The organism is Streptomyces sp. KLMMK (genome assembly GCF_036961605.1).
GTDB classification, from domain to species: domain Bacteria; phylum Actinomycetota; class Actinomycetes; order Streptomycetales; family Streptomycetaceae; genus Streptomyces; species Streptomyces telluris.
Genome location: NZ_JBAMDC010000394.1, coordinates 1 through 5942, shown reverse-complemented (window position 1 = coordinate 5942; position 5942 = coordinate 1). Strand labels below are relative to the sequence as shown.

The window sequence follows — 5942 nt, the reverse complement described above, 5'->3', positions numbered from 1 at the left end:
TGCGCGCGGCGCCCGGCGGGCGTATCGTTCCCGCCATGCTCGTCGCCGCCGCCGTATGCCCCTGTCCGCCGCTGCTCGTCCCGGAGGTCGCCGCCGGGGCCGCACCCGAGCTGGACGCCCTGAGGGCCGCCTGCCTCGACGCGCTGGGCCTGCTGGCCGCCGCGCGGCCGGACCGGCTCGTCGTCCTCGGCCCCGCCCCGCAGCCGGGCCGCGGACCGCACCCGCAGGGTGCCGGAGGATCGTTCCGCGGACTCGGCGCGGACGTCGACGTACGCCTGGGGCAGGGGCCGCAGGCGGGGGAGCGACCGCTGCCGCAGTCCCTGGCGGTCGCCGCCTGGCTGCTGGAGCGCACGCGCTGGGGCGACGCGCCCGTCGAGGGCCTGGGCGTCGAAGAGACGCTGGAGGCGGAGCAGTGCCTGACCACGGGCCGTGAGCTGGCCGACGGGGACGGGCGGACCGCCCTGCTGGTGATGGGCGACGGCAGCGCCTGCCGGACGATCAAGGCGCCGGGCTACCTCGACGAGCGGGCGGCGGACTTCGACGCAGAGGCGGCGCGCGCACTGGGCGCCGCGGACACCGCGGCGCTCGCCGCGCTCGACGGCGGACTCGCCCGGGAACTCAAGGCCGCGGGACGCGCCCCGTGGCAGGTCCTCGCGGGAGCCGGCGAGGGCGCCGGGCTCAAGGGGCAGCTGCTGTACGACGAGGCGCCCTACGGGGTGGGGTACTTCGTGGCCGCCTGGTCGTAGCCACCGGCCGCGACTAACCGCCTCTGAACCTCTCCGGCAGCCTCTGGCGGCCCTTGCAGCCGTTCCGGCTCCCCCGGGGGCCTCGTGCGGCCCGAACGGCCGCGAGAGCGCCGTACGGGCCCTCTATGGCCCCGTCGGGCGGACTTCGGCTTCCGCGGCGTCGGGTGGTCGCGGCCCGGGCGGTCTCCGGGCACCCGGAAACGCAGCGACGGGACCTCCCGGCAGCCACTCAGGGGGCCGTGGTGCCGCCGCCGCCCTTGCCGCCTTCCTTCTCGGCGAGCCGGTCGATGGCGTGCTTGGCCTTGTCGGCACCCGTGTGGATCTGGCTGCTGTACTTGCCCTTGGTCTTCTCGTCGACCACCTTGGCGGCCTTCTCCAGCCCCTGTTCGATCTTGTCCCCGTGCTGCTGCGCGAGATCGCCGATCTTGTCCTTCGCAGGGGCGAGCTTGGCCTTGATCGTGTCCAACAGGCCCATGGCGCCTTCCCTCGTCTTCCTGGTTCAAGAGCTACTTACGGGCGCCCTCACCGGCCTCGCTGTCGACGGCCTTCTCCGCCGACTGCTGCTTGGGGATCTCGACCCCCTCGGCAGCCTGAGCCTCGGCCTCGGCCTCGCCGGACTCCTCCGCCTCGGCCGCCTCGGCCCCCGTCTCGGCGGCGTCCGCCGATTCCGCCGTCAGAGTGGCCGTTGCCGCCTCTTCGGTTGACGCCTCGGACGCCTTGCGGCGAAACCTTGAAAACACGCCCATATCTACTCCATTACCTTACTGGTGTGTGCGAAGTCCCGTGCCGCCCGGGGTGTGCCGTTGCACCGCATCCGGGCACCGGCCCGTGAACCGGCTCTCGGAACCTCGCAACAGGCAACGAACCCGGCAGCGCCGCGTCACGTCGCTCGTTCGTGGGGCACGGGTGGGGTTTGCGAGACTGATCCGGTGAAAAACCCGGTGAAAAACGCAGTTCCCGCCCCGCGGGTCATCGCCGTCGTGGGCCCCACGGCGGCCGGCAAGTCCGATCTCGGCGTCGCCCTCGCCCGGCACCTGGGCGGCGAGGTCGTCAACGCCGACTCCATGCAGCTGTACCGGGGCATGGACATCGGCACGGCCAAGCTGACCCTGGAGGAGCGGCAGGGCGTGCCGCACCGCCTCCTCGACATCTGGGACGTGACCGAGGCCGCGAGCGTCGCCGAGTACCAGCGGCTGGCCCGCGCGGAGATCGACCGGCTCCTCGCCGAGGGCCGCACCCCCGTGCTCGTCGGCGGCTCCGGGCTCTACATCAAGGGCACCATCGACGCCCTGGACTTCCCCGGCACCGACCCGGCCGTCCGCGCCCGCCTGGAGGAGGAGCTCGCCGAACAGGGCCCCGGCGCCCTGCACGCCCGCCTCGCCGCGGCCGACCCGGCCGCCGCCCGCGCCATCCTGCCCGGCAACGGCCGCCGCATCGTGCGCGCCCTGGAGGTCATCGAGCTCACCGGCCGCCCCTTCACCGCGAACCTGCCGGGTGAGGAGCCCGTCTACGACGCCCTGCAGATCGGCGTCGACGTCGAGCGCCCCGAGCTGGACGAGCGGATCACCGTGCGCGTGGACCGCATGTGGGAGGCGGGGCTCGTGGACGAGGTGCGCGCCCTGGAACGCCAGGGGCTGCGCGAGGGCCGTACCGCCTCGCGCGCCCTCGGCTACCAGCAGGTGCTCGCCTTCCTGGCGGGGGAGTGCACCGAGGACGAGGCGCGCGCCGAGACCGTGCGGGCCACCAAGCGGTTCGCCCGGCGCCAGGACTCGTGGTTCCGCAAGGACACCCGCGTGCACTGGCTCAGCGGAGCGGCCGACCGCAGGGCGGAACTCCCCGGACTCGCGCTGGCGTTGCTCGAACGGGCGGTCACAGCCTGATCACGTGATGGCATCGGGACGCTACGCGCGCCATTCCGGTCTGCGCGGGCGTGCCATCATCGAGCTTCGATCGAGCCGTGAAGTCCGGGTATGGGAGGGCGCGTGGCGATGGAGGCCGGCCCTCGTGACAGACCGCAACAGCCGCCGCGGAGGGGCCAGCTCCCGGCGGTGGCCGGGGAAGAGCCGGAGGCGCTGAGTCCGGACGGCCCCGAGGACACCGAGGGAACCGCCGAGGCCGGCACCGCCGCGCCGGCGTCCTTCCGCGAGCTGCGCCCGCAGCGCAGGCTGCGCATCTGGCAGCTGGCCCCGATCGTCGTGCTCGCCGCCGTCGGCTCGCTCATGTTCGCCTTCCCCCTCGCCTTCGAGTTCGGCGACGGCGGGCCGGTCGTCGCCATGCTCGGCCTGCTCATCAGCTGCTGCGCCGCGGGCTGGGGGGTGATGGCCGCCCGCCGGGTCGGCTACACCTGGCCCGGCATGCCGGCCCCCGGCTCCGGGCGCCGCCCGGACTGGCGCTACGTCGCCTCGTACGCCGCCCTCGTCGCCCTGGTCGTCGTCCTTGCCGTCTGGCGCGTGGCGCGGCTGCGCTGAGCCCGGCCCGGGGCCGCGGACGGGCCCGGGGCCTCGCCGGGGAGACCGCGCGCGGCCCCCGTACCATCGAACCGTGAGCACCGCACAGATCGCCTTCCTCAAGGGTCACGGCACCGAGAACGACTTCGTGATCATCCCGGACCACGACGGCCGCATCGAGCTGTCCCCCGCCGCCGTCGCCCGGCTGTGCGACCGCCGCGCGGGCATCGGCGCCGACGGAGTGCTCCGCGTCGTCCGGTCCGCAGCCCATCCCGAGGCGCGTGCGATGGCCGGCGAGGCCGAGTGGTTCATGGACTACCGCAACAGCGACGGCAGCATCGCCGAGATGTGCGGCAACGGCGTCCGGGTCTTCGCCCGCTACCTCCACCACGCCGGTCTCGTCGAGGCGGGCGACCTCACCGTCGCGACCCGTGCGGGCCTGCGGCACGCCCACATCGCCAAGGACGGCCCCGAGGGTGCGGCCGGCGACGTCACCGTCGGCATGGGGCGGGCCGTGCTCCCGGAGGGCGAGGTGACCGTCACCGTCGACGGCCGCAGCCGCCCCGCGCGCAACGTGAACATGGGCAACCCGCACGCCGTCACCTTCGTCGACGACCTCGCCGACGCGGGGAACCTGTTCGCCGCCCCCGACGTCGCGCCCGCGGGCGCGTACCCCAACGGCGCCAACGTCGAGTTCGTCGTCGACCGCGGACCGCAGCACGTGGCCATGCGCGTCCACGAGCGCGGTTCCGGCGAGACCCGCTCCTGCGGCACGGGCGCGTGCGCGGTGATGGTCGCGACCGCCCGCCGGGACGGCCTGGACCCGGCCGTGACCGGCCTGCCCGTCACGTACACCGTGGACGTCCCCGGCGGGCGCCTGGTGATCAGCGAGGCGCCGGACGGCACGGTCGAGATGACCGGCCCCGCCGTGATCGTCGCGGGCGGCACCTTCGAGCCCTCCTGGCTGGACGCGGCACTCGTCTGAGGGCGCTCCCCGGCAGGTGCCCCGGGCGCACTACCTCTTTTCCGGCCCGTGCGCCCGGCTCCCGACGGCGTGGCTCGCTCGAATGGGTGATCCGTTTCACTCTGGGCGAGAGCGGGTGAGCAGCGCGTGATGGGCTCGGTAGCATCAAGCACCGGTACGGAGGCGCGCAGCCGACCGCCGGTCGACGCTGCCGGAGGTGCCCCCATGAGCACAGACGCCACGCACGAAGGTGCTCCCGGCCGCAGGCGCGGCCGCGCCCGCCTCGACCTGAGACGGCTGGGGCGCGCGGCGCTCGGCGGCTCGGGCGCGCGCGGCAGGCTGCCGGACGCCATCGACCACGTCGCCAAGGTGCACCGCGGCCACCATCCGGGCGCGGACCTCGACATCCTGCGGCGGGCCTATCTCCTCGCCGAGTCCTCCCACCGCGGCCAGACCCGCAAGAGCGGTGAACCGTACATCACCCATCCGCTCGCCGTGACCCTGATCCTGGCCGAACTGGGCGCCGAGACGACCACCTTGACCGCCTCCCTCCTCCACGACACGGTCGAGGACACCGAGGTGACCCTGGAACAGGTCCGCGGGCAGTTCGGCGAGGAGGTCCGCTTCCTGGTCGACGGCGTCACCAAGCTGGAGAAGGTCGACTACGGCGCCGCGGCCGAGCCGGAGACCTTCCGCAAGATGCTCGTGGCCACCGGCAACGACGTCCGGGTGATGTCCATCAAGCTCGCCGACCGGCTGCACAACATGCGCACGCTGGGCGTGATGCGGCCCGAGAAACAGGTCCGCATCGCCAAGGTCACGCGGGACGTGCTGATCCCGCTCGCCGAGCGGCTGGGCGTCCAGGCGCTCAAGACCGAGCTGGAGGACCTCGTCTTCGCGATCCTCCACCCCGACGAGTACGCCCGCACCCGCGAGCTCGTCACCGCGCACGCCGCCGGCCTCGCGACCCTGGGGACGACCGCGGAGCGGGTGCAGGCCGTCCTGCGGGAGGCGGGCATCGCCGCCGACGTCCTCGTCAAACAGCGCCACTTCGTCTCCGTGCACCGGGTGCGCCTCAAGCGGGGCGAGGTGACCGGCTCGGACCTCGGCAGACTGCTCGTCCTCGTCGCGGAGGACGCCGACTGCTACGCGGTCCTCGGCGAGCTGCACACTTGCTTCACGCCGTTCATCTCGGAGTTCAAGGACTTCATCGCCACTCCGAAGTTCAACCTCTACCAGTCGCTGCACACGGCCGTCGCGGGCCCCGGAGGGGAGCCCGCCCAGGTCCTCATCCGCACCCACCAGATGCACAAGGTTGCCGAGGCCGGCGTCGTCGCCCTGGGGAATCCGTACGCCACGCCCGAGACGCCCGATGCCACGGACGGGGAGCGCGTCGACCCCACGCGGCCGGGGTGGCTCTCCCGGCTGCTGGAGTGGCAGCGGGCCACGCCCGACCCCGACACCTTCTGGACCTCCCTCCGCGACGAGCTCGCCCTGGACCGCGAGATCACCGTCTTCCGCGCCGACGGCGGCACGATCGGCCTGCCCGCCGGGGCGAGCTGCGTCGACGCGGCCTACGCGCAGCACGGCGACGGCGGCCACAGCTGCATCGGCGCCCGCGTCAACGGCCGCCTCGCCACGCTCAGCACGGTCCTGCGCGACGGCGACACCCTTCAGCTGCTGATGTCCCGCGACAGCGCCTCCGGGCCCTCCCCGGACTGGCTGGAGCACGCCCGTACGCCCGCAGCGCGGATCGCCATCGAGCGGTGGCTGGCCAGCCATCCC

7 protein-coding genes are annotated in these 5942 nt (G+C 73.9%); 5 read left to right on the top strand and 2 right to left on the bottom strand.

Going from position 1 to position 5942, the window contains the following annotated elements:
- Positions 1-35: 35 nt before the first annotated feature.
- Positions 36-746 carry a class III extradiol dioxygenase subunit B-like domain-containing protein gene (locus V7793_RS31940; RefSeq protein WP_336013179.1) on the top strand — a complete coding sequence of 237 codons (711 nt, stop codon included), beginning with the start codon at positions 36-38 and terminating at the stop codon, positions 744-746.
- 229 nt (positions 747-975) lie between these two features.
- On the opposite strand, the gene V7793_RS31935 is transcribed toward V7793_RS31940, so the two are convergent.
- Together V7793_RS31935 and V7793_RS31930 are read right to left on the bottom strand one after the other, a co-directional pair.
- Positions 976-1221, bottom strand: coding sequence for an antitoxin (locus V7793_RS31935; RefSeq protein WP_336013176.1), 246 nt, complete (start codon positions 1219-1221; stop codon positions 976-978).
- A 31-nt stretch (positions 1222-1252) separates the two neighbouring features.
- Positions 1253-1492, bottom strand: coding sequence for a gliding motility protein (locus tag V7793_RS31930; RefSeq protein WP_336013174.1), 240 nt, complete (start codon positions 1490-1492; stop codon positions 1253-1255).
- Between the two features lie 195 nt (positions 1493-1687).
- Here V7793_RS31930 and miaA point away from each other — a divergent pair, with 195 nt between their 5' ends.
- From miaA to V7793_RS31910, 4 genes are all read left to right on the top strand, one after another.
- Positions 1688-2626 carry a tRNA (adenosine(37)-N6)-dimethylallyltransferase MiaA gene (miaA, locus tag V7793_RS31925; RefSeq protein WP_058047261.1) on the top strand — a complete coding sequence of 313 codons (939 nt, stop codon included), beginning with the start codon at positions 1688-1690 and terminating at the stop codon, positions 2624-2626.
- 108 nt (positions 2627-2734) lie between these two features.
- On the top strand, positions 2735-3214 hold the full coding sequence (locus V7793_RS31920) for a hypothetical protein (protein WP_336013178.1): 480 nt from the start codon (positions 2735-2737) through the stop codon (positions 3212-3214).
- Between the two features lie 73 nt (positions 3215-3287).
- Positions 3288-4178 carry a diaminopimelate epimerase gene (gene dapF, locus V7793_RS31915; RefSeq protein ID WP_336013171.1) on the top strand — a complete coding sequence of 297 codons (891 nt, stop codon included), beginning with the start codon at positions 3288-3290 and terminating at the stop codon, positions 4176-4178.
- 204 nt (positions 4179-4382) lie between these two features.
- A partial coding sequence (locus V7793_RS31910) for a RelA/SpoT family protein (protein WP_336013170.1) occupies positions 4383-5942 on the top strand: 1560 nt, incomplete at its 3' end.

Excerpts from the sequence above, each read along its gene's own strand:
- V7793_RS31940 (WP_336013179.1), top strand. The coding sequence starts at position 36 with ATGCTCGTCGCCGCCGCCGTATGCCCCTGTCCGCCGCTGCTCGTCCCG.
- V7793_RS31935 (WP_336013176.1), bottom strand. The coding sequence starts at position 1,221 with ATGGGCCTGTTGGACACGATCAAGGCCAAGCTCGCCCCTGCGAAGGAC.
- V7793_RS31930 (WP_336013174.1), bottom strand. The coding sequence starts at position 1,492 with ATGGGCGTGTTTTCAAGGTTTCGCCGCAAGGCGTCCGAGGCGTCAACC.
- V7793_RS31920 (WP_336013178.1), top strand. The coding sequence starts at position 2,735 with ATGGAGGCCGGCCCTCGTGACAGACCGCAACAGCCGCCGCGGAGGGGC.